Here is a 24,176-nt window from a genome sequence, read left to right as displayed (position 1 = left end):
AGAAGAGGGAAAGTGGGGAAGTGGATTTGATGCAAGAACAGCATAATGAACTAGAGCGTTCCATGAAAAGCAGACATCTTTTTATGATTGCCTTAGGCGGCGTCATCGGTACGGGCCTTTTCCTTGGATCAGGATTGATTATCCATCAGGCAGGGCCGGGGGGAGCCATTCTATCGTTTATCATTGGCGGACTGTTCATGTATTTGGTCATGCTGTGTCTTGGAGAATTAGCAGTGGCGATGCCAACAGCCGGTTCCTTTCAGGAATATGCAACCAAATATATAGGCCCGTCCACAGGCTTTATGATTGGTTGGCTGTACTGGTTTAGCTGGGCGTGTACGATTGGTCTGGAGTTTACATCAGCAGGCATATTGCTCCAAAGGTGGTTTCCAGATATCCCGGTTTGGCTCTGGTGTCTAGCATTTAGCGTGATATTATTTGCCGTGAATGCCATCTCTGCTCGCAGCTTCGCTGAAACGGAGTTTTGGTTTTCAGCTATCAAGGTTGCGGCCATCCTATTGTTTATTATCATCGGAATTGGCGCAATTTTCGGAATGATTCATTTGAAAGGCGGAGAACCAGCCCCTTTATTTCGTCATTTGACGGATCATGGCGGACTATTTCCTAATGGTGTTTTTGCTATTTTATTAACCATGGTCACGGTCAATTTCTCCTTCCAAGGAACAGAACTTGTAGGGATCGCAGCAGGTGAGAGTGAAAGCCCTGAAAAAACATTGCCTCGATCAATACGGAATATTATTTGGAGAACGATGGTCTTTTTCGTTTTATCAATTGCGGTTCTGGCAGCACTTCTTCCATGGCAGACAGCAGGCGCTGTCGACAGTCCGTTTGTGGTCGTGCTGGACAAGGTCGGCATCCCATATGCCGCAGATATCATGAATTTTATTATCATCACCGCTGTCTTATCTGTAGCAAACTCTGGATTATATGCGTCATCACGTATGCTCTGGTCGCTTTCAAAGGACGGGAAAGGACCTGCTTTTACGAAAAAGCTGTCCAAGCGTAAAATCCCGATCAATGCATTATTGGTGACAATGGGTGTATCCGCTCTATCTCTGCTCACAAGTGTTGTGGCACCAAAAACGGTGTATGTGTGGCTTATTTCGATTTCTGGAATGGTTCTTGTTGTGGTGTGGATGTCCATTTGTTTGTCTCAATATTTCTTTAGAAAACAATTCATAAAAGATGGTGGAGATGTAAAGGATCTCGTCTTCCGTACACCGCTCTATCCATTTGTCCCACTAGCAGGCTTCATCGCATTTGGCATCGTGCTCATCAGCCTATTCTTTATTGAGGATCAGCGGATTGGCCTTTATTGCGGCGTTCCGTTCATGGCAGCCTGCTACATCATTTATTATCTCAAAATCAAACCGAAGGAAGAGGCAAAGCGTTTTGCCGAAGAGGAAGGAATCCCAAAAACATAAAAGACGACTATATCAAAAAAATGTGCATGCGGACCTCTTACGCATGCACACTTTCATTGATGAATTCATTCAATATAGAAAAAAATAAAATATTTTGAAAAGAAATATCATAGCAAGAACCTTGATGACAAGCAGGCTATCGGTGAAAATGTGTCTATTTTTTGTCTAAATGTGTTTGTAATAGTTGAAAATGCAAGATGATCCTGTTAAAATAATTAAAGAAAGCAGGGATTGATTTTTTTTGGCTGTGGCGGGACGTTTTTTGTCACAGTGGGACGTTTTTAGTCCAACGTGAAAAGAAAGGGTCGTTAGCCATGAATCGTTTATTGGAAGCTCAAAAAAAATTATTGCCAGATCTTCTCATCGTTATGCAAAAACGCTACGACATTTTGCAGTACATCAGATTAGCTGAACCAATCGGCCGCAGAAGTCTTGCGACGAGTCTTGGTCTCAGTGAGCGCATCTTACGTGCTGAAGTTCAGTTTTTAAAAGAACAAAATCTGCTGGATGTCAAAACGAGCGGCATGATGCTGACGAGTGAAGGCCACGCTTTGCTTGAAATGCTTGAAGGAATGATGAAAGACGTTTTAGGTTTAACCTTTTTGGAAAATACATTAAAGAGGAAGTTAGGCCTAGAAGAAGTCGTGATCGTTTCTGGTGACAGTGACGAATCCCCGTGGGTGAAGCAAGAAATGGGAAGAGCTGCTGTCCAATGTATGAAAAAAAGGTTTACTGGAAATAATATCGTCGCCGTCACTGGCGGAACGACGATGGAAGCCGTTGCCGAAATGATGACCCCTGATGCCAAAAACAGAGACATGATGTTTGTCCCTGCGAGAGGCGGTCTTGGGGAGAATGTAAAAAATCAGGCAAACACCATTTGTGCCCACATGGCTGAAAAAGCTTCCGGTACTTACAAACTGCTGTTTGTTCCAGGACAGCTGTCAGAAGGTGCTTACTCTTCCATTATTGAAGAGCCGTCAGTCAAAGAAGTGCTTCAAACGATCAAATCATCCACGATGCTCATTCATGGAATCGGTGAAGCAAAAACAATGGCGATGAGACGAAACACACCAGCTGAAGATTTAAAAAAGATTGATGAGCATGACGCAGTGACAGAGGCCTTTGGCTATTACTTTAATCGTGATGGTGAGGTCGTCCACAAAGTGCACTCCGTCGGCATGCAGCTAGATGATTTAGAAAGCATTCCACACATCATTGCTGTTGCAGGTGGATCATCAAAGGCAGGGGCCATTGAAGCTTATTTCAAAAAACCCCGCCGAACGGTTCTCGTCACAGACGAAGGAGCCGCAAAAGAGTTATTAAGGGAGTCAATTGATCCCTCAATATAAACATTGTGACCTATAAAAGGAGGAAACATCATGGCAGTAAAAGTCGGTATTAACGGATTTGGACGTATTGGACGTAACGTATTTCGTGCAGCATTAAACAATCCTGAAGTTGAGGTAGTAGCGGTTAACGATCTAACAGACGCTAACATGCTTGCACACCTTTTACAATATGACTCTGTTCACGGAAAACTAGATGCAGAAGTTTCTGTAGACGGTACAAACTTAGTAGTGAACGGTAAAACAATCGAAGTATCAGCTGAGCGTGATCCTGCGAAATTAAGCTGGGGTAAACAAGGCGTAGAAATCGTTGTTGAATCTACTGGATTCTTCACAAAACGTGCAGACGCTGCAAAACACTTAGAAGCTGGCGCTAAAAAAGTCATCATCTCTGCTCCTGCTAACGAAGAAGATATCACAATCGTTATGGGTGTAAACGAAGACAAATACGATGCAGCTAGCCACGATGTCATCTCTAATGCATCTTGTACAACAAACTGCTTAGCTCCATTTGCAAAAGTACTTAACGATAAATTTGGTATCAAACGCGGTATGATGACAACAGTTCACTCATACACAAATGACCAACAAATTCTTGATCTTCCGCACAAAGACTACCGTCGTGCTCGTGCAGCTGCGGAAAACATCATCCCAACTTCTACAGGTGCTGCGAAAGCTGTTTCACTTGTATTGCCTGAACTTAAAGGTAAATTAAACGGTGGCGCTATGCGTGTTCCAACACCTAACGTATCTTTAGTTGACCTTGTGGCTGAATTAAACCAAGATGTAACTGTTGAAGATGTAAATGCAGCACTTAAAGAAGCAGCTGAAGGAGAACTTAATGGAATCCTTGGCTACAGCGAAGAGCCACTAGTATCTAGTGACTACAATGGTAATGCAAACTCTTCAACAATCGATGCTCTTTCTACAATGGTCATGGAAGGCAGCATGGTGAAAGTCATTTCTTGGTACGATAACGAGAGTGGATATTCTCACCGCGTTGTTGACCTTGCAGCTTACATTGCAAAACAAGGTCTTTAATTTCTCACACTGAAGGAACTCACTTGGTTCTTTCCTAGAGACACGATATAATGAAGACGGACAAGGGAAGGGGAAGCATCCCTTTCCCTTTTTCTCTGTTTTTATCCGTTCTGCACGATTTCTCGTTTTGATGAGGGCAAAATGGGAAAAGGATAAAGAGAGACTTGTCCAATGTGTAAGGAAACCAGAATAAAGGAGGATCTCCTGACGAGCATGAATAAGAAATCAGTAAAAGACATTGACGTAAAAGGTAAAGTTGTGTTCTGCCGCGTAGATTTTAACGTTCCAATGAAAGACGGAAAAGTGACGGATGATACTCGTATTCGCGCAGCATTACCAACGATTGAGTATTTAACAGGACAAGGCGCAAAGGTACTATTAGCTAGTCATTTGGGTCGTCCGAAGGGTCAAGTTACTGAAGAATTGCGTCTGACACCTGTAGCGAAACGTCTTCAAGAGCTTCTTGGACAAGAAGTGAAAAAAGCGGATGAAGCTTACGGCGACAACGTGAAAAAGCAAATCTCTGACTTAAAAGAAGGAGATGTGTTAGTGCTTGAAAACGTTCGTTTCTATCCTGGTGAAGAAAAGAACGATCCTGAACTATCAAAAGCATTTGCTGATTTAGCCGATGTGTATGTCAATGATGCGTTCGGTGCTGCACACCGTGCACATGCATCCACTGCTGGTATTGCAGCATATCTTCCGGCTGTTTCGGGCTTCCTCATGCAAAAAGAGCTTGAGGTTCTAGGAAAAGCCATTTTAAACCCTGATCGCCCATTTACAGCGATTATTGGTGGCGCCAAAGTAAAGGATAAAATCGGTGTGATTGAAAGTCTTCTTGATAAAGTGGACAACCTCATCATCGGCGGCGGACTTGCTTACACATTTGTGAAAGCACTAGGCCACGAAGTAGGAAAATCTTTATTAGAAGAAGACAAAGTAGATTTAGCGAAATCCTTTATGGACCGAGCAAAAGAAAAAGGCGTGAACTTCCTGATTCCAACAGATGTTCTGGTAGCCGACGACTTTTCAAATGATGCGAATACAAGCATTGTGCCAATCTCTGAAATTCCAAGTGATCTAGAAGCACTTGATATTGGAACAGAGACAATAGGCAAGTACGCTGATGTTATTAAAAACAGCAAACTTGTTGTTTGGAACGGACCAATGGGTGTATTTGAAATCGACGCATTCGCTAAAGGAACAAAAGCAATCGCAGAAGCACTGGCAGAAGCAAAAGATACATATTCTGTCATTGGCGGTGGAGATTCAGCAGCAGCTGTTGAGAAATTTGGTCTTGCTGATCAGATGAGCCATATTTCTACAGGCGGCGGCGCTTCACTTGAATTTATGGAAGGCAAAGAGCTTCCAGGTGTTACTGCATTAAACGATAAATAAGACCAAAACTGCTATAAGGAAGTGTCAATCATGAGAAAACCAATTATAGCTGGGAACTGGAAAATGAACAAAACACTTGGCGAAGCGGTTAGCTTCGTTGAAGAAGTCAAGTCATCCATTCCATCTCCTGACAAAGTGGAATCCATTGTCTGTGCGCCAGCCCTTTTCCTTGAAAAGCTAAACAGCCTTTCTAACGGAACAGACCTTAAAATTGGTGCACAAAACATGCACTTTGAAGAAAATGGTGCATTCACTGGTGAAATCAGCCCTGCTGCACTAAAAGATCTTGGCATCGGCTACTCAGTGATCGGTCATTCAGAGCGCCGTGAATTCTTCGCTGAAACAGATGAAACAGTGAACAAAAAAGCACATGCTGCATTCAAACATGGCATCGTTCCAATTATCTGTGTAGGTGAAACGCTTGAAGAGCGTGAAGCTGGCAAAACAAATGAACTTGTCGCTGATCAAGTGAAGAAAGCACTAGCTGGTTTAACAACTCAGCAAGTCGCTGAATCTGTTATTGCATATGAGCCAATTTGGGCAATCGGTACAGGGAAATCTTCTACAGCGAAAGATGCAAACGACGTTTGTGCGCATATCCGTCAAACGGTTGCAAGCGAATATGGTCAAGAAGCGGCAGACAGCCTTCGCATTCAATATGGCGGAAGCGTGAAACCTGCGAATATTAAAGAATATATGGCAGAATCCGATATTGACGGTGCTTTGGTAGGCGGCGCAAGCTTAGAACCTCAGTCTTTCGTTCAATTATTGGAGGAAGGTCAATATGAGTAAGAAACCAGCTGCATTAATCATCTTAGACGGATTCGGTTTAAGAGGCGAAACAGTTGGTAACGCTGTTGCCCAAGCAAAGAAACCGAACTTCGACCGCTACTGGAACGAATTCCCGCATCAAACCTTAACGGCTTCTGGTGAGGCAGTAGGCCTCCCGCAAGGTCAAATGGGGAACTCTGAAGTTGGGCATTTGAACATCGGTGCAGGACGCATTGTGTATCAAAGCTTAACAAGAGTGAATGTTGCCATTCGTGATGGGGAATTTGAGAAAAACGAAACGTTCCTAGAGGCAATGACTTATGCAAAAGAGAATGACAAGGCCCTTCATTTATTCGGTCTCCTGTCAGACGGCGGTGTGCACAGCCACATTCAACATCTCTTTGCCCTGCTAAAGCTGGCGAAAAAAGAAGGCTTAACAAAGGTATACATTCATGGCTTCTTGGACGGACGTGATGTTGGTCAGAAGACAGCCAAAGTGTACTTAAAACAGCTTGAAGAACAAATCAAAGAAATCGGTGTCGGAGAAGTGGCAACACTTTCTGGACGCTATTACTCAATGGACCGTGACAAACGCTGGGATCGTGTGGAGAAAGCATATCGCGCGATGGCGTATGGTGAAGGCCCAAGTTATCAAAACATCTATGATGTCGTTGATGACTCCTATGAAAATGGAATCTACGATGAATTCGTTATTCCATCTGTCATCACGAGAGAAAATGGTGAGCCAGTTGCAAAAGTAAACGACGGCGATTCTGTGATTTTCTATAACTTCCGCCCAGACCGTGCGATTCAAATTTCGAACACCTTCACAAATGAAGATTTCCGCTCGTTTGATCGCGGAGAAGCACATCCGAAGAATTTACACTTCGTCTGCTTCACACACTTCAGTGAAACAGTTGATGGCTATGTTGCCTTCAAACCAGTGAATTTGGATAACACAGTAGGAGAAGTGCTAGCGCAAAATGGATTGAAACAGCTGCGGATTGCTGAAACAGAGAAATATCCTCACGTGACGTTCTTTATGAGTGGTGGACGTGAAGAAGAATTTCCTGGTGAAGACCGCATCTTGATCAATTCGCCAGATGTGGCAACCTATGATCTCAAGCCAGAAATGAGCGCTTATGAGGTAAAGGATGCACTTGTTGCAGACATCAATGCTGACAAGCATGATGCGATCATCCTGAACTTTGCTAACCCGGATATGGTTGGTCATTCAGGTATGCTCGAGCCAACAATCAAAGCCATTGAAGCAGTAGATGAGTGCTTAGGAGCTGTTGTCGACGCAATCCTAGCAAAAGGCGGACATGCCATCATCACAGCAGACCACGGTAACGCAGACGTGCTGATTACCGAAGAAGGAAAGCCGCATACTGCACATACGACAAACCCTGTTCCAGTCATCGTAACGAAAAAAGGTGCAACGCTTAGAGAAGGCGGCATTCTAGCCGATCTATCTCCAACGCTTTTAGACTTACTTGGTCTTGAAAAACCAAAAGAGATGACAGGAACATCATTGATTCAGAAATAACAAATTGATTCAAAAGGAGAGAAATAACGATGCCATACATTGTTGACGTATATGCACGCGAAGTATTAGACTCTCGCGGTAATCCAACAGTTGAAGTAGAAGTTTACACAGAATCTGGCGGCTTTGGCCGTGCACTAGTACCAAGTGGTGCTTCTACTGGTGAATATGAAGCAGTAGAACTACGTGACGGAGACAAAGACCGTTACCTTGGAAAAGGTGTTCTGACAGCTGTAAACAACGTAAACGAAATCATTGCACCAGAGCTTTTAGGCTTTGATGTCACTGAACAAGTAGCAATTGACAAAATGTTAATCGAACTTGACGGAACAGAAAACAAAGGGAAATTAGGCGCAAACGCAATCCTTGGCGTATCTATCGCTGTAGCACGTGCGGCTGCTGATTTCTTACAAATTCCACTTTACCAATACCTTGGTGGATTCAACTCCAAAACGCTTCCAGTGCCAATGATGAACATCGTCAACGGCGGAGAGCATGCGGATAACAACGTAGACATTCAAGAATTCATGATTATGCCTGTAGGTGCTCCGAACTTCCGTGAAGCACTTCGCATGGGCGCACAAATCTTCCATAGCCTGAAATCTGTATTAAGTGCAAAAGGCTTAAACACAGCTGTAGGTGACGAAGGTGGATTCGCTCCAAACCTTGGTTCTAACGAAGAAGCACTTCAAACAATCGTTGAAGCGATTGAAAAAGCTGGTTTCAAACCAGGTGAAGAAGTGAAGCTTGCAATGGATGCTGCATCTTCTGAGTTCTACAACAAAGAAGACGGTAAATATCATTTATCAGGCGAAGGCGTTGTGAAAACATCTGCTGAAATGGTTGACTGGTATGAAGATATGGTATCTAAATACCCAATCATCTCGATCGAAGACGGCCTTGATGAAAACGACTGGGAAGGTCACAAACTATTAACTGAGCGCCTTGGCAGCAAGGTTCAGCTAGTAGGAGATGACTTGTTTGTTACAAACACGAAGAAGCTTTCTGAAGGAATCAAAAACGGCGTTGGTAACTCAATCCTAATCAAAGTAAACCAAATCGGTACATTAACTGAAACATTTGATGCAATCGAAATGGCAAAACGTGCAGGATACACAGCTGTTATCTCTCACCGCTCTGGTGAAACAGAAGACAGCACAATTGCAGACATCGCTGTTGCAACAAACGCTGGACAAATCAAAACAGGTGCTCCGTCTCGTACGGATCGTGTGGCGAAATACAACCAATTACTTCGCATCGAAGATCAATTGGCTGAAACAGCACAATATCACGGCATTGCAACATTCTATAACTTGAATAAATAATGCCAGCAACGCGCTGCGTTCCGCTCTTATATCAGAGTGGGCGCAGCGTTTTTTTGTGTTGAATGAGATCCCGCAGCTGTTTCAATAGTCACATCCTATTTTTGTAAAAAATCGTCCTTCAGTCAGAGGGAAAGCGCGCAGATTCACCATTTATAAGCAATAAATCATGAAAAATCGACTAAAAATATGATCTGAAATGAACTTATGTTTTCTGTAAGGGGGTGGTATCATTTTACATATATTAGGGGGTGATGAGATGCTGAATCCTTTTAGCCTTCGTTTTCCAGTAGGTGTGTATATGTATATTCTCCACCTACTGGCGGCATATGATGAAAGGAAGCAACGAATTCTAACTTCTAAGAATGTACAGAAAAACGCATTTTGGATTTATGTCCTTGCCGCTATATTGGGCATTATTTCACTTGGAGCATTGATTTGGGCATGTAAGACCTTTGGAAAGGGCTCCAAATTTTTAGGAGAGTTCAAATTATTAGGCATGTACGTTAAAATCCAATGCGGTTTCTAACAGGGATGAGAACAGATGCAAGGTCATCTGTTCCATCTGAAACAAACGGAGGGATATGATGCTGTCATTACAATTACAAGAAAAAACGTATAGCCGCACCTTCTCTCTCCGTAATATTCAAATGAACGTGGAGAAAGGCCGGACGATGCTTCTTTTAGGGCATAATGGTGCAGGAAAGACAACGATGATTCAAGCTATGTTTGGGCTGACGTCATTTACTGGATACGTTTCCTTACATGGTGAACAGCTGAACCTTCAATCCTCAGCTCATATTTCCCTTTTAAAAAAACATGTTTCCTATATTTCTGACGATCATGCGTTGTTCGATTATTTAACACCGAGGGAATACTTTCAACTACTTCAGCTGCCACATGAGCAAGATGTCACACGTGAAGAGACATTCACCGATTTGTTTGAGCTGAGTCCGTATATGGATCAGCCAATCGCTCAGCTGTCCCATGGCAATCAAAAGAAAACACAGATCATTTCGCAGCTTCTCAGACCGTGTGATTATTATGTGTTCGACGAGCCAACGAACGGACTTGATCCAGATATGATGATCATCTTAAAAAAGGTGCTCATGAAGCTGAGAGATCAAGGCGCTGGCATCCTGATTTCAACTCATCATTTGAGCTTTGGTGATACATTATATGATCATCTCATGATCTTAAGAAATGGTGACGTGAAGCTGAATATGTCCCGCCAAGAAACGAATGAGACATTTCCTCATCAGGCACTTGAAGAGATTTATAAAGAAGTAAATCGAGATTACTATATGCAGGTGGAGAGGTTACTCAATGATTTGGACACGACACGTTCTTCATAAAATCGAATGGGGCATGCTGACAACGAAAGGAAAGCAGCTTGGAAAAAAGTATCCTTTGCAGCTTCTCGCAGCTGCCGTTTTTTTCTTGCTCATCTATGCAATATACGTTGTCATCAGCCTGCGCTTTTACATGCAGGCAGGTGAAAGTGAGCCAGCTGCGCTATACCTCCAATTTGTCAAAATGTCGCTCTTACTAGTAGGAGCAGGGATTGTGTTATCCCGCAATAAACTGAAGCGCCAAGAATATCAATTCTACTTTTTGAACAGTGCGATACAAAGTGTACCCTTTGTCCTTTGTGCGTATTTCTTTCCAGTGCTTTTTTGCTTCCTCATGGCTGGATTACTTTTTTTACCGATTGTATTAGGTCTTTTGATCACGGGTGTCACCCCATCTCTGTATTGGATCATCGTTGTTTGCATCACATGCGGCATATTGGCACTTTATACGCTCTCTTCATGGATGCTAATGCGGGTCGGTGTAAGTCATTTCGTATCAAAAACAAAGGAGCATTTACTGCTACAAACAATCGGCTTTGCGGCATTTCAAGTACTCATATTTCATCTTTTTCAAAAAGCAGTGGAGATGATCCATGTATGGCCGGCTGTCTATCTGACGTTGCTGGTGATTCTTCTAAGCGCTGGCTGGCTATGGGTGAAGGGCTTAGCAGCTTGCTATGTTCATCAAATGTTTTTGCAGCTGAAAACAGAGGTAAAGTCATTTTCTTACCAGAAAATTAGGACGTACTCTTCCTTTCTGACGCACCTGCGGCAGGAAATGGTCTATTTCATTCGATCAGCTGTTTTTAAAGAACAAGGCATTTTGTTCCTCTTTCTCGTTTGTTTGACGGCTATGCTCCCATTTGTTTTTACACCTGAAGAAACTGGATGGCTGTATGCCTTTATTGTGCAGTTTGCGTTAAAGGAAATATTGATCATGCTTCCACTGATGATTGGCAGAGAATATCATCTCAATCAACGGGCCATCTTTATGTTAAATACATCAAAGGGCGCGTATATATTGTCAAGAATTTTATTTTATTACACAATCAATTTACTCATTTATTTTGTGTATATTGGCCTTGCTTATTTGGTGATCGGTATTGAAAGTGAAGGTCATGGCTTGGCGAGTTTGTCCATTTTATTCATGACCGTCATGGCAGCCTGTACGGGGTTTGTCGTGAAGATCAGTGATTTTAATAAACTGTTTGTCATCGTGATGATGATTGCTGTATTCAGCTTCATCGATATGCTTTTATTAGAGTGGCTGTCATCTAATATGTCTCTACTCGCCACCGCTTATCTGCTTGGTTCACTTGCCTTTTTCAGTTGTATATATGCAGTGATGTTAAAAAGGCCGATATTGCGATGATGGGGCTTGTCATTAGTTTACTAGCGGTTGTGCTCATTCATGAACTCGGTCATATGCTGATGGTCATGGTGTGCAACAACATTGAAAAAAGACCGCTCTTTGATTTTGTGGTAACGATTGATTGGAAGCATGTGGCGATCGTCCATGAGACATTTGCCCGGCCGAGCTTTAATCTGATGGTGGCACTTGCAGGTCCGCTGTTTCCGGTGCTCTGCTCGATTGTGCTTTTTTTAATGTGGAAGCATCCGGTGAGTCATCAGCTGCTGTTTTTTTCTTTACTGAACACTGTGATGCTGCATCCAGCTTGCCCAGACGGGAAAAATATCACAGCCAGTTTAAAAGAGATGAAGGAGAGAAAGAGATGATCAAAGTATTTCATTCGTTTTCTAGCGGCTTAACACTTGCGATGCTGTATATATTTTCTGTGTTTATGACCCCTGTCTTTTTACTGCTGCTAGAGGTCAATCATATTGAATCAAGTCCAACGCTGTTTGGCATGCCATTTTATATTATGAAAATTGAAGAGTATCAATTCAGCTCTGAGGCGACGCTTTTTGGATGCGTTGTCTGCTTTTTAGCTGGCGCTGTGCTTTATTTTTTCATTCAATATGTGATTCATGCTATGAAGAAACGAAGAGCATAAAAAAAGCAGGCTGAACAAATAGTCAGTCTGCTTGAAATGTGAGAGACAGCCGTACCATATCCATACACTGAATCCCGTTTTCATAAATTGGTTCATCATAATGCTTAAGGAAGAAATCACGATAAATCGACGTTAGGCGGAAGCCGCATTTTTGATAAAGTGCGAGCTGCTGAATACTCGAGTTGCCTGTGCCGATTTCAATCGTATGAAAACCAGTGGCTTTCGCTTCAGCGATCGCATGGCGGATCAGCTGCTTCCCAATTCCCCTTCCTTGCCATGACTCCTTCACAGCAACATTCATGATTTCCACTGAATGCTGAGAGAGCGATGATAGCACATAGACACCAATCACTTCCTGTTCATGAAAGGCGGCATAACAAGAGCCGGATTGCACATAAGCGAGAACCTTTTCCTTTGAAGGATCAGCTAATAGTAAAAGATCCATAGGGAGAGAGTGATCATGAGATAATGGCCGAATCTGTATCACATTTTTTCATCCTTTCTATTCTTTAATATACCCTTGTTTCACGCCCCAATCATATTGGTCCTGTACCCACTGAGAGGGAGGATGATGAGTGACATTCGGGTCTTTTTTGACAGTTGGTTTCCTTGTAGACTGAGTGGTCTGCTTATTTGCTTGAGCAGTGGCTTTTGCTGCCGTCAGCTCTTTTTGAAGCTGGTCGACTTTTATCTCAAGCGCTTTACGCTGTTTGACCTCTTTTTCATAGGCTTTCTTTTCTTTTTTGAGCTTTTTTGTGACGGTGGCTATTTGCTTTTTTTGTTCATCGTTTTTATGCTTCATATCTGTTTGATCTGATGTTAACTGCGAGAGCTTCAGATCGCTCGTTTTGCTTTCTTGCTGGTGTGTTTTCTCTGCTTTTTCGATGGTCTGCTGCTGCCAAACAATCCAGCCACCTAAGGCAATAACTGCTACGGAAAGAAGAATGATCGTCATTGTTTTCTTCATGTGTGAACCCCTTTCTTTAAACCACTATTATCATCGGTTAAAGATATACAGGTTTTAACATCACAAGGGCATATTCACATCAGAATGGCAGACACTATGCAAAAAGGAGGGTGTCTGTTGATTTCCTTTATGATTCATGTTGTCGTCTCATTATTTGCTGTATCAAACCCCATAGGAAACGTACCTCTTTTCATCACCTTAACAGAGGGCTATACAGAAAAAGAGCGCTCCCAGACAGCCAAAAAAGCCATCGTGGTCTCTTTTATTATTTTGATTGCCTTTCTATTGGCAGGCAGGCTCATTTTCAAATTGTTTGGGATCGATATTCATGCACTCCGCATCGCTGGTGGTATTTTTATTTTTGGTATCGCTTACAATTTACTGAATGCAAAAGAATCACACGTCCAAAATCCTCATTCGGAGGAAAAGGCAGAAAGCAAAGAGAAGTCAGATATCTCCGTTACGCCGCTCGCCATTCCGATCATCGCTGGTCCCGGTACAATCGCTACAGTGATGAGTTTAACCCCGGGAAGTCAAGGGATGCTCCACATGTTTTCGATTCTAATCGGCATTGTCATCGTTCTTGCCATGACGTATTATGCCTTTCATTATTCAAGTTTTATTATGCGAAAAATGGGGAAAACAGAGATGAATGTCGTGACACGTTTGATGGGATTAATTCTGGCTATAGTGGCAGTTGAAATGATCGGCGCAGGCTTAAAAGGGATGTTTCCGATGTTTATGTCATAAGTGTATATAAAAAAGCTGTTTTTTTCTACAATGATGTAAAATAAAACAGCTTTTTTTAAGGTTTCGGCACATGCTTAAATACTTCTTCACTTTCAAAGAACTCAATTAAGCGGCTAATCCAATCATAGTAATCAAGACTTTCCTTGATTTCTGAAAGAAGCAGATTGATTTTATCCTCTGTTTCTTCTGGTAAATCTTCCTGTTCAAGCAGCTCTTGCAATTCCTTGCACGTTTTCTTATGTGCTTTACGGTTTTTACTGACAACACGTGTCCAATTGGCTGCAAACAATGAAATAAACGTTTGGTATTGATCTTGCTCAACATCATAAAGATCTTTACGTATTCCTTTTTCATAAACCTTTTCCGCAATATTTAAATCAAGCATTTCTCGAACGACTTGACTCATCCTCGTTTTGCTCATGCCGGTCGCCTCTGATAGCTCTTCCAGCGTCATTGGTTTACGGTTCATGTGAATGATACCAAGCACTCTACCCACTGTAGAAGAAAGACCAAAGGCATTCATGTTCTCTGCAGCTTTTTCAATATAATGATCCTGTGCTTTTTGAATGGCGCCTAGCGCTTGCTTGTCCACTCCCCGCTTCATCCCTTCACGACTGACAATTTGTAACACAATATATCATATACCTGTTTGTTGATGAAAACAATAAATATTGAGTAATTGCTAGTAATTTGGAGGAAAAAGGAGAGATATCTAGATATTACGGCGTTAACTGAAAATTTTATATAAATGTTATGCAATACAAACACATTATAAACTTTTTATTTTATAAAGTTTGCACTATAATGAATAAGGTGTAAATTTTCTGAATATATAGATCCAACTAATTGGAGGTGTCTCATTTGCTGAAACTAGAGAATGTATCTAAGACGTATAAAGGTGGAAAAAAAGCTGTCAAAAATATTGATTTAGACATAGCAAAAGGAGAATTTATTTGTTTTATTGGACCGAGTGGCTGTGGTAAGACCACAACCATGAAGATGATCAACCGACTCATCGAACCTTCCTCAGGAAACATTTTTATCGAGGGAGAAAATATTATGAAAAAAGATCCAGTTCAATTAAGAAGAAAAATCGGTTATGTGATTCAGCAAATTGGACTGTTCCCCCATATGACCATCGCGCAAAACATCTCACTTGTGCCGAAGCTCTTAAAATGGCCGGAAGAAAAACGGAAGGAACGAGCACGCGAACTGTTGAAGCTCGTCGACATGGGCCCAGAATTTTTAGAGCGCTATCCTCATGAACTCAGTGGAGGACAGCAGCAGCGCATCGGAGTTCTTCGCGCACTGGCAGCAGAACCCCCTCTGATCCTCATGGACGAACCATTTGGTGCACTTGATCCAATTACACGAGATACATTGCAGGAAGAATTTAAGAAACTGCAAAAAACGTTAAATAAAACCATCGTATTCGTCACACATGACATGGATGAAGCGATTAAACTGGCTGACCGAATTGTGATTTTAAAAGATGGAGAGATTGTCCAAGTAGGCACACCTGAAGATATTTTGCGTAACCCAGCCAACGAGTTCGTAGAAGAATTCATCGGAAAAGAACGCCTGCTTCAATCAAATCCGAATATGGAACGTGTAGAACAAATGATGAACACGTCACCAGTCACCATTACAGTCGAACAAACGTTGACTGATGCCATCTACATCATGAGAGAAAAGCGGGTCGATTCCTTGCTTGTAGTAGACGAACATGATGTGTTAAAAGGCTATATCGATATTGAAACAATTGATGCGAACCGCAGAAAAGCGGCTTTCGTTGGTGAGATCCTAAATACAGAGTTCTATACTGTACAAGAAGGCGCACTTCTCAGAGACACCGTTCGGAAAATCTTAATACGCGGTATTAAATATGTACCGGTTGTCGATGCCAAAGGGCATTTAAAAGGCATTGTGACACGGGCAAGTCTTGTAGATGTTGTGTACGACTCCATTTGGGGAGACGATACGCCAGCGTCTGCCATTGAAATGAACTAAGGGAGGTGGACACATGGATCAAATCATCGATTTTCTAGAGAAAAATGGTGGGGAACTCCTCACAAAAATGTGGGAGCATTTATATATTTCCTTAATCGCTGTCGTGCTAGGAATTATCGTTGCCGTTCCTTTAGGCGTCGTTCTCACGCGAATGAAACGAGGCGCAGGCTTTGTCATCGGTGTCGTGAATATCTTTCAAACACTCCCTAGTTTAGCGATTCTTGCATTTTTTATTCCTATTTTGGGGGTTGGGAAAATACCTGCAATCGTTGCTCTCTTTTTCTATTCGGTATTGCCTATTTTGAGAAATACGTATGCCGGCGTCCAAGGTGTGAACAAAAATCTGCTTGAATCCGGTAAAGGGATCGGCATGACGACATGGGAGCAAATTCGTCTTGTGGAACTTCCGCTTGCTGTACCGATCATTATGGCAGGTGTCCGAACGTCAACGATTTATTTAATTGGTTGGACAACACTTGCTGCTTTTATCGGTGGAGGCGGTCTTGGTGACTACATTTTGATTGGACTTCAGCTATACCAGCCGGAATACATTATTGCAGGTGCCATCCCAGTCACTATTTTAGCGGTCATCATTGACTTTACATTGATGAAGCTGGAGAAAAAAGTAACACCAGAAGGCTTAAAAGGATTGAAGGAAGTTTCATAAGGAGTTGGCTTATGTGAAAAATCGAAAAACAAAATGGATCAGTGCACTGCTTGCCGGATGCTTGCTATTGATAAGCGGCTGTTCACTTCCTGGACTAGCCGGCTCCTCAGGCAATACGCTGCGGGTGGGAGCACAAAACTTTACCGAATCAGAAATCATGGCCTATATGGTTAGCGAAATCATCGAACATTACACAGATAAAAAGACAACGATTGTGAAAAACTTAGGCTCTAATACCGTACAGCAGAAAGCAATGGAAAATGGAGATATCGATATTTCTGCGACAAGATATACAGGGACAGATTTGACGAGTACGCTTGGAATGGATGCGGAAAAAGATCCAGAGCGTGCAATGGAAATCGTCCAAAAAGAATTTAAGAAACGCTATGATTACAAATGGTTTGATTCGTATGGCTTTGATAATACGTATGCCTTTGCCGTGACGCAAAAGATGGCGAAGGAAAACAAGTTAGAAACGGTCTCTGACTTGAAAAAGAATGCGAAGAATTACCGGTTCGGTGTCGATAATATATGGCTCAAAAAGAAAGGCGACGGGTATGAAGGATTCGTGAAAACATACGGAATTGAATTTGGAAGCACGTATCCAATGCAGATTGGTTTAGTCTACGATGCATTAAAAAATGAAAAAATGGATATTGTGCTTGCCTATTCAACAGATGGACGAATCAAAGCCTATAACCTCAAAATCTTAAAAGATGATAAGCGGTTTTTCCCGCCATATGATGCATCGCCCGTTGTCCCGGAAAAAGTTTTAAAAGAGAACCCAGGGCTTGATAAGGTGATCAACAGACTGATTGGAAAAATTGATACAGAACAAATGCAAGAGTTGAACTATCAAGTCGACGGAGAGCTTCAAGAACCAGCCACCGTTGCGAAGAATTTCCTGAAAAAGCACAATTACTTTGAGTAAGATGGGGAGGTGTCACGGCTGATGGACACACTGCAGCAATTATGGACGTATTATCAGCAGAACGGTTCATATGTGTTAGAAGAATTTTATCGGCATTTTCTCATGTCAGCGTATGGGGTGCTGTTTGCGGCAATAGTCGGAATTCCAGTAGGCATCTTTGTGGCGCATTACCGTAAGCTGAGCAATTGGATCTTCGCCATTACCAACGTCATTCAAACCATACCGGCGTTAGCGATGCTTTCCGTGTTGATGCTCGTGTTAGGACTTGGGGCAAATACAGTCATCTTATCACTCTTTCTGTATTCGCTTCTGCCGATCATCCGCAACACGTATACAGGAATTGTCAGCATTGAACATGCTTATTTAGAAGCGGGTAAAGCGATGGGCATGACGAAATGGCAAGTGCTGAGAATGGTTGAATTACCGCTCGCTTTATCGGTTATTATGGCTGGTTTAAGAACTGCACTGGTCATCGCCATCGGCATTACAGCGATTGGGACATTTGTTGGTGCAGGAGGTCTAGGTGATATCATCATCAGAGGATCAAACGCCACAAACGGAACAGCCATCATTTTAGCAGGCGCTATTCCAACTGCCCTCATGGCCATTATCGCTGACCTAGTCATGGGCTGGCTCGAACGCTATTTAAGCCCAACGAACAAGAAAAAAGAAAGAAAAGCATTAGCTGAAAAAAACATGACATCTGCTTAAGCGGTTGAAAAGACAAAACCTCCCTTACATTTGTAAGGGAGGTAGTTTTATGATGATCAGGCAGTTCACATGCGGGTATTTTATGATTCAAGCGTGATCCATTCAGTAGACCACTTCGAAATTTCCTCAAAAACGGGTGCAAGGGAACGCCCCATATCAGTTAAAGAATACTCAATACGCACGGGTGTTTCAGCAAAAACCTCCCGTTTTACAATGCCTGCTGCTTCCAGCTCTTTTAATCTCTCAGATAATACTCTTCCGCTTAAATTTGTCAGAGCGGCCTCAATTTCACCAAAGCGCTGCGGACTTGAGAGAAGCTGAAAAACAATCAGTGCAACCCAGCGTTTACTCAATAACTCAACTGCTTTTTCAAACCGCGGGCATATGTCAGATTGATTCATCTTTCTTCACTCCAATCTGAACTCATTATACCGTAAATTTGTCATAAATCAGCTCTAAAAGCTTGTCAATGATCAAAACATTCTATGATGACGAACGGCTGTTTAATATAAATAACAGATAGCGGTTAAGATCTTCTATTTCTTTTTTCGAAAGAGTTGACCAAATGTCTCCATCAAATAGCTCGAGATCACCAAGTTCATATTGCGTTGCGGCTTCCTTTATTTTGGATAATGCCGTTTCCTCTTCCTTCAGCTGATGGACAGAAGAGGCTTCCTCAATATAGCCCGCAGCCTGCATCATTTCCTCATAAGGGACCTTTAATGCACCGGCTAGTTTTTTTATCGTAGGAGGCTTCGGAATGCCGCGTTTCCCATTTTCAATACGAGAAATACCAGCAGCACTGACCTCTGAATACATCGCTAATTGGTTCACTGACAGCTTCTTTTCCTCACGTAATGCTCTTAAGTATGCACCAAAGTTCATCAAGGCAAAACCTCACATGGTTATAGATTAGATATGTCTATTTTACTTGATTTATTGACTATTGGCAACAAGTATACCATGAAAATATTGACATTAGTTAATAGTGAATGTATCTTAGGGTTATGCCCCGCTATTTGTTCGTCTTTTTTTGGTTGATGAGCGTGAGAAAGTATTCATTCAGCTGGCTGATGTCTTGTGCGGATAGCCTTTCCCATAGGTCTCCGTCAAAAATGGGAAGATGTTCTACATCCTTTTGAAGCGCCGTTTGATAGATTTTCAACACGGATTCATATTTTGGTTTCATTTCATGAACTTGTTCCTGTTCAATATGACCGGCAAGCAGCATTAAATCCTCATAAGGCACCTTCAAGGCGTGTGCTAATTTTTTTATGGTTAAAGGCTTCGGCACACCACGCTTTCCATTTTCAATACGAGAAATACCAGCAGCGCTTACACCTGAATACATGGCGAGTTGATTGACAGACATTTTTCTATTTTCTCTTAAAATGCGTAATTGTTCACCAAAGTGATTCATGACATCGAACCTCACATTTCAGTATATGACTTATTTTAGTATGATCATTGACCAAAGGAAATAGCAGAGGGGTAAAAGTGTTGACTTAAGTTAATGGATCTGTTTCATGTGAGCACCTACACGTTGTACATATTGATTCCATAGGAGGTTGTAATGATGGTCGAAAAGATTCAGATCAGGCGGACTTTTGTCATGCAGTATATGATCGAAAACGATATGTCTTTAAATCAGCTGGCTGATGAAATTGGCATTTCTCCTGCCACACTCAGCAGGGTATTAAATGGTCATCGGAAACCAGGCCAGCTTGTCATTGGCAAAATGATTCATTACTTTGATAAAAAATTTGAAGATCTATTTTACTATGAAGATGTTGACAAAAGTCAATGAATAAAATGATCAAGGAGGCAATGTCGTTGAAAAGAACTGGGATGGTCAGACATATTGATTCACTAGGCAGAATTGTTCTGCCTTCAGAAATGCGCAAGGTACTCAATATTAAAGAAGAGCAGCTTTTAGAAATTTTCGTTGAAGATCAAACCATTATGCTGAAAAAATATGATGCAGATAAGAGCTGCCTGTTAACTGGACAAGTGACGAAGTATAACAAAAGCTATGGAAATGGGAAAGTGATGCTGAGTCTTGAAGGAGCTGAACGTTTGTTAGTAGAATTAAAACAGCTATTGAAAGAAGAAGCAACCCGTTAAAAACGTGTTTTTAACCGAAAATTGCATATAAAAAATGCTGCATACTACTCTTTGGAATGAAATTGAATCAAAATAACGAATAAAGTCGACAATATAGAGGGAATCTTTATTTTGATGTTTCGTGACATGCACCTTGTTTTCATGTAAAATAAAGTTATGTGTACCAGTTTGTCTGGAGGTGTTTTCATGCACGCATTTGTTATCACATTACTCGTAATTGTCAGTATCGCACTTATCATCGTTGTATTGTTACAATCTAGTAAAAGTGCTGGACTGTCAGGCGCTATTTCAGGTGGAGCCGAGCAGCTTTTCGGTAAGCAAAAAGCGAGAGGTCTTGACTTGATACTTCACCGTTTAACGGTTATTTTGTCAGTGCTTTTCTTCATCTTAACACTTGCATTGGCATATTTAGGCGTGTAAAGCGCGAGTAACAGAAGGTCTGATCTTTTTTCAGACCTTTTTTTATTATCAGCACTCTTTTGTGTTTGTTTCATACATACAAGTGGAAAATATAAACCATATCGGAAGGAAAGGAAGTCACATCATGAAAGTTGTTACACCAAAACCATTTACGTTTAAAGGTGGAGAAAAGGCGGTGCTTCTTCTTCACGGTTTTACTGGGAATACAGCCGATGTTCGAATGCTTGGCCGTTATTTGAACGAAAGAGGGTATACGTGTCATGCACCACAATATAAAGGACACGGTGTGCCGCCAGAAGAGCTTGTCCATTCAGGCCCTGATGACTGGTGGAAAGATGTAGAAGAAGGCTATCAATTCTTAAAAGATGAAGGCTATGAGGAAATTGCGGTTTGCGGCCTATCCCTCGGAGGAGTTTTTTCATTGAAATTAGGTTACACTGTACCTGTAAAGGGAATTGTACCTATGTGTGCACCTATGTACATAAAAAGTGAAGAAGTCATGTATCAGGGTGTACTAGAATATGCCCGTAACTATAAGAAATTCGAGGGTAAGTCAGAGGAGCAAATTGAACAGGAAATGGAAGAGTTCAAGAAAACGCCAATGGATACACTGAGGAGCCTGCAAGAACTCATTGCAGATGTTAGAAATAATGTCGACATGATTTATTCACCTACTTTTGTTGTTCAGGCACGTCACGATCATATGATTAATACAGACAGTGCGAATATCATTTACAACGAAGTAGAGACAGATCAAAAGCATTTGAAATGGTATGAAGAATCAGGCCATGCGATCACGCTTGATAAAGAGCGCGAAAAGGTTCATCAGGATGTATATGCATTCTTAGAATCACTTGATTGGTCAGTTTAAATATATAGGGGGTTAGAGTGTGCAAAAAGAAGAATTTATGAATGAATTACTCGCTTTTATGAAAGATGAAGCGTATAAACCGTTAACCGTTCAAGAGCTGGAAGTGATGATGGAGATTACCAATCCTGATGATTATAAAGAGCTCGTCAAAGCACTTGTGATCCTAGAAGATCAAGGGCTCATCGTTCGCACGCGCAGCGATCGCTACGGTGTACCTGAAAAAATGAACTTGGTAAAAGGAAAGCTGTCTGCTCATGCAAAAGGCTTTGCATTTGTGACACCAGAAGAGTTTGGACAGGATGATATTTTCATTCCACCTAATGAGCTAGGCACAGCGATGAATGGTGATACGGTTATGGTTCGTGTCAGCCACAAATCAAACGGCACAAAAAAAGAAGGAACGGTCATCCGAATTCTGGAGCGTAATACTCAGACGATTGTCGGTACCTACACAGAAACGAAAAGCTATGGCTTTGTCATTCCTGATGATAAAAAAATCACAACCGATATCTTCATCCCGAAATCCGCTAAAAATGGAGCGGTCGAAGGGCATAAAGTGGTCGTGACGCTGACTAGCTACCCAGAAGGAAGAATGAGTGCAGAGGGCGAAGTGACTGAAATCCTTGGTCATAAAAATGACCCTGGCATTGATATACTATCAATCATTCATAAACACGGCCTGCCAGGTGAGTTCCCTGAAGAAGCGCTCCAGCAGGCAGTAGACACACCTGAAACGATTGATGAAAAAGACCTAGAAGGCAGACGTGACTTGCGCAACGAAACGATTGTAACCATTGACGGAGCAGATGCGAAGGACTTAGATGATGCCGTTACGGTGCAAAAGCTGGATGATGGCAAATATAAGCTAGGGGTGCATATTGCAGATGTCTCTCATTATGTCACAGAGAATTCCCCGATTGATCAGGAAGCTTATGAGCGTGGAACGAGTGTGTATCTCGTAGACCGCGTCATTCCGATGATCCCTCACCGCCTGTCAAACGGTATTTGCTCATTGAATCCGAAGGTCGATCGTCTCACGCTGTCTTGTGAAATGGTCATTGATCGAAATGGGAAGGTCGTCAAACACGAGATTTTCCAAAGTGTGATCAAAACGACGGAAAGAATGACCTATACTGATGTGAATAAGATTTTAGTCGATCAAGACGAAGAGCTTATAGACAAATACGAGCCGCTTGTGCCAATGTTCCAAGAAATGGAGAAGCTTGCAGAGATCCTTCGCGACAAACGAATGGAGCGCGGGGCAGTAGACTTTGACTTCAAGGAAGCAAAAGTGCTTGTAGATGATGAAGGAGCGGCGAAAGAAGTTGTCGTTCGTGAGCGTTCTGTCGCAGAGAAATTAATTGAAGAATTCATGCTTGTTGCAAACGAAACGGTTGCAGAACATTTCCACTGGTTGAATGTACCTTTCATCTATCGAATTCACGAAGAACCAAATCCTGAGAAGCTTCAGCGCTTTTTAGAGTTCGTGACAACGTTTGGTTACATTGTAAAAGGAACGTCGACAAACATCCACCCGCGTGCACTTCAAAGTGTACTTGATGCTGTGAGGGATCAACCAGAAGAAGTTGTGATACAAACTGTGATGCTTCGTTCGATGAAACAGGCGAAATATGATCCAGAAAGCATCGGTCATTTTGGTTTATCAACGGAATTCTATACACATTTCACATCACCGATCCGCCGTTATCCGGATCTAATCGTGCATAGACTGATCAGAACCTATTTGATTCAGAAAAAGACAGACGAAGCAACTCTAGAAAAGTGGGGCCAGCTGCTTCCTGAAATTGCAGATCATGCGTCTACAATGGAGCGCCGCTCAGTTGATGCAGAGCGTGAAACAGATGATCTCAAGAAGGCAGAATTTATGCTTGATAAAATCGGTGAAGAGTTTGATGGAATGATTAGTTCCGTGACGAACTTCGGACTATTTGTTGAACTGCCGAATACAATTGAAGGTCTTGTCCATGTCAGCTACATGACAGACGACTACTATCGCTTTGATGAGCAGCACTTTGCCATGATCGGTGAACGCACAGGAAATGTCTACCGTATCGGTGATGAAATCACAGTCAAAGTGGTGAATGTCAATAAAGATGAGCACTCGATTGATTTTGAAATCGTCGGCATGAAAGGCACCCGCCGTAAATCGGCAAAAGATTTTAAGTTTAAAAAACGAACAGATTCACCAGCGAAAAAAGGGCACGGAGGCCAAAATGCCTCTGGGGATAAAGCCAAAGAGGATAAAGGTGGAAGTGACTGGTTCACAGGCCGTAAGAAGAAGAAAAAGAAAAAACGCGTATTTGATAACGCACCAAAACAAAAGCGTAAAAAGAAAAAGTAACGTGACAAAAAGCAAATAGGGCATCACGCTCTATTTGCTTTTTGACCACATAACGTCAGCATTGTCGAAAGCTGGATTGTCTGATAAAATAATCCGTACGATTTGGACCGTGTTTGTGTCAAAA

28 protein-coding genes are annotated in these 24,176 nt (G+C 42.0%); 22 read left to right on the top strand and 6 right to left on the bottom strand.

The window, feature by feature from the left end; translation table 11 throughout:
• The first annotated feature begins 29 nt into the window (after positions 1–29).
• The 12 genes from NST39_RS16645 (at position 30) to NST39_RS16590 (ending at position 12,239) form a co-directional block, all read left to right on the top strand.
• On the top strand, positions 30–1,445 hold the full coding sequence (locus tag NST39_RS16645) for an amino acid permease (protein WP_341029372.1): 1,416 nt from the start codon (positions 30–32) through the stop codon (positions 1,443–1,445).
• Between the two features lie 314 nt (positions 1,446–1,759).
• Positions 1,760–2,797: a sugar-binding transcriptional regulator gene (locus tag NST39_RS16640; protein ID WP_003212739.1), complete on the top strand. Its 1,038-nt coding sequence runs from the start codon at positions 1,760–1,762 to the stop codon at positions 2,795–2,797.
• A gap of 30 nt (positions 2,798–2,827) precedes the next feature.
• Complete coding sequence (gene gap, locus NST39_RS16635) at positions 2,828–3,835, top strand: type I glyceraldehyde-3-phosphate dehydrogenase (RefSeq protein WP_044138978.1); 1,008 nt, start codon at positions 2,828–2,830, stop codon at positions 3,833–3,835.
• Positions 3,836–4,048: 213 nt separating this feature from the next.
• Positions 4,049–5,233, top strand: a complete 1,185-nt coding sequence (locus NST39_RS16630) for a phosphoglycerate kinase (RefSeq protein ID WP_044138977.1) — start codon at positions 4,049–4,051, stop codon at positions 5,231–5,233.
• A 30-nt stretch (positions 5,234–5,263) separates the two neighbouring features.
• A complete protein-coding gene (tpiA, locus tag NST39_RS16625; protein ID WP_003213530.1) occupies positions 5,264–6,025 on the top strand; it encodes a triose-phosphate isomerase in 762 nt (253 codons plus the stop codon).
• A complete protein-coding gene (gene gpmI / locus NST39_RS16620; protein ID WP_003213111.1) occupies positions 6,018–7,553 on the top strand; it encodes a 2,3-bisphosphoglycerate-independent phosphoglycerate mutase in 1,536 nt (511 codons plus the stop codon). The genes tpiA and gpmI overlap by 8 nt, the downstream gene beginning before the upstream one ends.
• 29 nt (positions 7,554–7,582) lie before the next feature.
• Positions 7,583–8,875, top strand: coding sequence for a phosphopyruvate hydratase (eno, locus tag NST39_RS16615; protein WP_003212752.1), 1,293 nt, complete (start codon positions 7,583–7,585; stop codon positions 8,873–8,875).
• Between the two features lie 256 nt (positions 8,876–9,131).
• A complete protein-coding gene (locus NST39_RS16610) occupies positions 9,132–9,401 on the top strand; it encodes a hypothetical protein (RefSeq protein ID WP_106032195.1) in 270 nt (89 codons plus the stop codon).
• 58 nt (positions 9,402–9,459) lie between these two features.
• The gene (locus tag NST39_RS16605) at positions 9,460–10,227 is read left to right on the top strand and encodes an ABC transporter ATP-binding protein (RefSeq protein ID WP_341029370.1); all 768 of its coding nucleotides are present in this window, start codon (positions 9,460–9,462) and stop codon (positions 10,225–10,227) included.
• The gene (locus NST39_RS16600) at positions 10,199–11,596 is read left to right on the top strand and encodes a hypothetical protein (RefSeq protein WP_341029369.1); all 1,398 of its coding nucleotides are present in this window, start codon (positions 10,199–10,201) and stop codon (positions 11,594–11,596) included. The genes NST39_RS16605 and NST39_RS16600 overlap by 29 nt, the downstream gene beginning before the upstream one ends.
• A complete protein-coding gene (locus NST39_RS16595; protein WP_341029368.1) occupies positions 11,593–11,961 on the top strand; it encodes a hypothetical protein in 369 nt (122 codons plus the stop codon). Before NST39_RS16600 ends, NST39_RS16595 begins: the two co-directional genes overlap by 4 nt.
• Positions 11,958–12,239 (top strand): hypothetical protein, encoded by a 282-nt coding sequence (locus tag NST39_RS16590; protein WP_044138971.1) that lies wholly within the window; start codon positions 11,958–11,960, stop codon positions 12,237–12,239. The genes NST39_RS16595 and NST39_RS16590 overlap by 4 nt, the downstream gene beginning before the upstream one ends.
• 22 nt (positions 12,240–12,261) lie before the next feature.
• Here the strand turns inward: NST39_RS16590 and NST39_RS16585 are convergent, their stop codons facing one another.
• Together NST39_RS16585 and NST39_RS16580 are read right to left on the bottom strand one after the other, a co-directional pair.
• Positions 12,262–12,726, bottom strand: coding sequence for a GNAT family N-acetyltransferase (locus NST39_RS16585; protein ID WP_341029367.1), 465 nt, complete (start codon positions 12,724–12,726; stop codon positions 12,262–12,264).
• Between the two features lie 15 nt (positions 12,727–12,741).
• Positions 12,742–13,206: a hypothetical protein gene (locus tag NST39_RS16580; protein WP_268484135.1), complete on the bottom strand. Its 465-nt coding sequence runs from the start codon at positions 13,204–13,206 to the stop codon at positions 12,742–12,744.
• A 117-nt stretch (positions 13,207–13,323) separates the two neighbouring features.
• Here NST39_RS16580 and NST39_RS16575 point away from each other — a divergent pair, with 117 nt between their 5' ends.
• Complete coding sequence (locus NST39_RS16575; protein WP_341029365.1) at positions 13,324–13,956, top strand: MarC family protein; 633 nt, start codon at positions 13,324–13,326, stop codon at positions 13,954–13,956.
• Between the two features lie 55 nt (positions 13,957–14,011).
• Here NST39_RS16575 and NST39_RS16570 read toward each other — a convergent pair whose 3' ends face one another.
• Positions 14,012–14,548, bottom strand: coding sequence for a GbsR/MarR family transcriptional regulator (locus NST39_RS16570; RefSeq protein ID WP_012011291.1), 537 nt, complete (start codon positions 14,546–14,548; stop codon positions 14,012–14,014).
• A gap of 269 nt (positions 14,549–14,817) precedes the next feature.
• Here NST39_RS16570 and NST39_RS16565 point away from each other — a divergent pair, with 269 nt between their 5' ends.
• From NST39_RS16565 to NST39_RS16550, 4 genes are read left to right on the top strand one after another with little or no spacing between them, the layout of a single operon-like run.
• Positions 14,818–15,966: a betaine/proline/choline family ABC transporter ATP-binding protein gene (locus NST39_RS16565; protein WP_282061676.1), complete on the top strand. Its 1,149-nt coding sequence runs from the start codon at positions 14,818–14,820 to the stop codon at positions 15,964–15,966.
• A 13-nt stretch (positions 15,967–15,979) separates the two neighbouring features.
• Positions 15,980–16,633, top strand: coding sequence for an ABC transporter permease (locus NST39_RS16560; RefSeq protein WP_003213477.1), 654 nt, complete (start codon positions 15,980–15,982; stop codon positions 16,631–16,633).
• Positions 16,634–16,646: 13 nt separating this feature from the next.
• Entirely contained in the window at positions 16,647–17,564 is a 918-nt protein-coding gene (locus NST39_RS16555) for an osmoprotectant ABC transporter substrate-binding protein (RefSeq protein ID WP_044138967.1), read from the top strand.
• Between the two features lie 21 nt (positions 17,565–17,585).
• Positions 17,586–18,275 carry an ABC transporter permease gene (locus NST39_RS16550; protein WP_065098005.1) on the top strand — a complete coding sequence of 230 codons (690 nt, stop codon included), beginning with the start codon at positions 17,586–17,588 and terminating at the stop codon, positions 18,273–18,275.
• 80 nt (positions 18,276–18,355) lie between these two features.
• Here the strand turns inward: NST39_RS16550 and NST39_RS16545 are convergent, their stop codons facing one another.
• The 3 genes from NST39_RS16545 to NST39_RS16535 all read right to left on the bottom strand — a co-directional run bounded on the left by NST39_RS16545 (position 18,356) and on the right by NST39_RS16535 (position 19,695).
• A complete protein-coding gene (locus NST39_RS16545) occupies positions 18,356–18,676 on the bottom strand; it encodes a winged helix-turn-helix transcriptional regulator (RefSeq protein WP_106035619.1) in 321 nt (106 codons plus the stop codon).
• 82 nt (positions 18,677–18,758) lie between these two features.
• Positions 18,759–19,160, bottom strand: coding sequence for a helix-turn-helix domain-containing protein (locus NST39_RS16540; protein ID WP_106029330.1), 402 nt, complete (start codon positions 19,158–19,160; stop codon positions 18,759–18,761).
• Between the two features lie 130 nt (positions 19,161–19,290).
• Positions 19,291–19,695: a helix-turn-helix domain-containing protein gene (locus NST39_RS16535; RefSeq protein ID WP_044138963.1), complete on the bottom strand. Its 405-nt coding sequence runs from the start codon at positions 19,693–19,695 to the stop codon at positions 19,291–19,293.
• Between the two features lie 153 nt (positions 19,696–19,848).
• On the opposite strand from NST39_RS16535, the gene NST39_RS16530 reads away from it, so the two are divergent.
• The 5 genes from NST39_RS16530 to rnr all read left to right on the top strand — a co-directional run bounded on the left by NST39_RS16530 (position 19,849) and on the right by rnr (position 24,052).
• Positions 19,849–20,082, top strand: a complete 234-nt coding sequence (locus tag NST39_RS16530; RefSeq protein WP_106067294.1) for a helix-turn-helix domain-containing protein — start codon at positions 19,849–19,851, stop codon at positions 20,080–20,082.
• A gap of 26 nt (positions 20,083–20,108) precedes the next feature.
• A complete protein-coding gene (locus tag NST39_RS16525) occupies positions 20,109–20,399 on the top strand; it encodes an AbrB/MazE/SpoVT family DNA-binding domain-containing protein (RefSeq protein WP_341029363.1) in 291 nt (96 codons plus the stop codon).
• A 186-nt stretch (positions 20,400–20,585) separates the two neighbouring features.
• Positions 20,586–20,819 (top strand): preprotein translocase subunit SecG, encoded by a 234-nt coding sequence (gene secG, locus NST39_RS16520; protein ID WP_003212746.1) that lies wholly within the window; start codon positions 20,586–20,588, stop codon positions 20,817–20,819.
• A 124-nt stretch (positions 20,820–20,943) separates the two neighbouring features.
• Complete coding sequence (locus NST39_RS16515; RefSeq protein ID WP_044138960.1) at positions 20,944–21,690, top strand: alpha/beta hydrolase; 747 nt, start codon at positions 20,944–20,946, stop codon at positions 21,688–21,690.
• A gap of 19 nt (positions 21,691–21,709) precedes the next feature.
• Complete coding sequence (rnr, locus tag NST39_RS16510; protein ID WP_341029359.1) at positions 21,710–24,052, top strand: ribonuclease R; 2,343 nt, start codon at positions 21,710–21,712, stop codon at positions 24,050–24,052.
• Positions 24,053–24,176 lie beyond the last annotated feature (124 nt).

It is taken from the genome of Bacillus sp. FSL W8-0645, assembly GCF_038007905.1.
Lineage (GTDB): Bacteria > Bacillota > Bacilli > Bacillales > Bacillaceae > Bacillus > Bacillus pumilus.
The sequence above is the reverse complement of the archived record's forward strand: the minus strand, read 5'-3'. Positions and strand labels throughout refer to the sequence as shown.